A 1,950-nucleotide genomic window follows, 5' to 3' on the forward strand; every position below is an offset into this window, starting at 1 on the left:
ATCAAAATCTATTTTAAAGAGTTATAGTTACTTAATTAAATATAAAGGGTTCAGTTTCTTGAACTCCGCTTCGGTATTCATGAACTCTATTTCCAGTCAAATATTACCATTATCAATAAAGCTTCTTTTTGGAAGTGATCTTCTTGGCATTATAAATGTTGTACAAAGGATGTTCGTCAATCCAGTTAATTTTTTATTGAGAATTGTTCTTCAAGTTTATAATAAAGAGTTCTCGGAAAAAATTAGAAGTGAAAATATTAAAACTGCCAAAAGATATTTTTTATACACTTCTTTTGTATGTTTGTCCATTGTGTCTTTTTTATATGTTATTATTTTCTTTCTTTCTGACTTTATTTTTGATTATGTTAACTTATCGGAAGATTCAAATTGGAATGATTTTTATGCCTTTATTCCATTTTTTGTTTTTATCGTTCTTATCCAATCCCTTGTTATACCTGTATCCCAAAGCTTAACATATTTAGGCTTACACAGAAGACAGTTTTTAATTGAAGTAACTAGAGGGTTTTTATTTCTTACTGTTATTTTAATGTCTTATTGGTTTTTGGAAGTTAATGACCATCAGTTTATAGCAATATATACTTTTATTCAGTCGCTATCTTACTTTTTTTTGTATTTTTCAATATTTCGAGGGTTTAATGTTAGAAGAAAGATTTAATAACGATGTTTATATAAGAGCTCCACGGGGGTGGATGAAAGAGCTAGCTAAAAATCTAAACTGCTCTTATACAAAAAAGAGTAAAACCATGTTCAAGAATGAACGTATCTTATCTTTTCAGGGTTTTTTTTCTTTTATTTTCAGTATGTATAAAAAAACCCCACTCCCTCCAATTGAATGGTTTATCGATTATTCCACTCTTTGTCCGGATTCAAAGAAATCAAACTTTATAATTGATTGTGGCTCTAAATTAATTAAGACAAGGAAAAACTATGTGTCTTATGTTGAAAATGGTTTAGGTTTGTTTGGCTTTAATACGATAAAATTGAACTATATAAACTTTTTTCTTTTTAAAAATAAAATTAAAAAAGAAAACTTTAAAGGCTTTGTTTTTTATTCAAAAGCGGCTAGGGAGTCTACGAAGAGAATTTTCTTAGAAATGGGATGCATACATCTTTTTTTTATTAAAGATCTTGGGATTGTTTATCCATATACATCAGATTCATATTCCAACTTTAATAAATATGACTCTGGGACGTTTAATATATTGTTTTGTTCAAGTAGCTTTAATTTGAAGGGAGGGAGAGAGGTCGTCGAATCAATTACTGAATTGTTAGATGAATTCAAAATCGAACTAACAGTTGTAAGTGATCTTAAGAGTAAAGAGTTAGATAAATATCGGGAACTCAAGTTTGTTAGATTTTTAGACTTTAAACTTTCTCCAGAAGAGTTTAATGAAGTCATGTCTAAACATCATATGGTTATACATCCAACTTACTTTGATACACATGCTCTGGCCTTGTTAGAAGGCTTGAAGAGTCATTTGCCAGGAATATCAACGAATACATTTGCGATTAGTGAATATATAATTAATGGGTATAATGGGATATTATTAACAAATCCCTGCCAACCATATGGCCATCGATTTTCTCCAAATTTTAGAGRTGAACCTTTAAATTTCGCAGAGTCTCTAATGGATAATGATTTATCTTTTAAATTAAAGAGTGACTTGAYTGTATCTATAAGACAAATGATTTTAAATTATGATGAATATTATTCTAATAATATAGATTTCTTCGATAACTCTGAGTTTTCTGAGTTTTTAATTACAAATAAATGGAAAGAAATAATAAGAGATTTGAAATCATGAATGTTCTAATATCCATTATAACCCCTGCTTATAACTCTAGTAAGTTAATATCTCAAACCTACCAAGCAATTTTAAGTCAAACTTATTGTAACTGGGAGTGGATTGTAACTGATGACTGTTCAAC

At 28.7% G+C, this 1,950-nt stretch carries 2 protein-coding genes and 1 pseudogene; all 3 read left to right on the top strand.

The window, feature by feature from the left end:
* Positions 1–676 (top strand): annotated as a pseudogene (locus tag R2S67_RS22670) (hypothetical protein); the annotation flags it as partial.
* Positions 657–1,826: a glycosyltransferase gene (locus tag R2S67_RS22675; protein ID WP_317347161.1), complete on the top strand. Its 1,170-nt coding sequence runs from the start codon at positions 657–659 to the stop codon at positions 1,824–1,826. The pseudogene R2S67_RS22670 and the gene R2S67_RS22675, both read left to right, overlap by 20 nt.
* The coding region (locus tag R2S67_RS22680) for a glycosyltransferase (protein ID WP_317347163.1) at positions 1,823–1,950 on the top strand (128 nt) is incomplete at its 3' end. The genes R2S67_RS22675 and R2S67_RS22680, both read left to right, overlap by 4 nt.

Source organism: Vibrio sp. T13N (genome assembly GCF_032970445.1).
Taxonomy (GTDB): domain Bacteria; phylum Pseudomonadota; class Gammaproteobacteria; order Enterobacterales; family Vibrionaceae; genus Vibrio; species Vibrio diabolicus.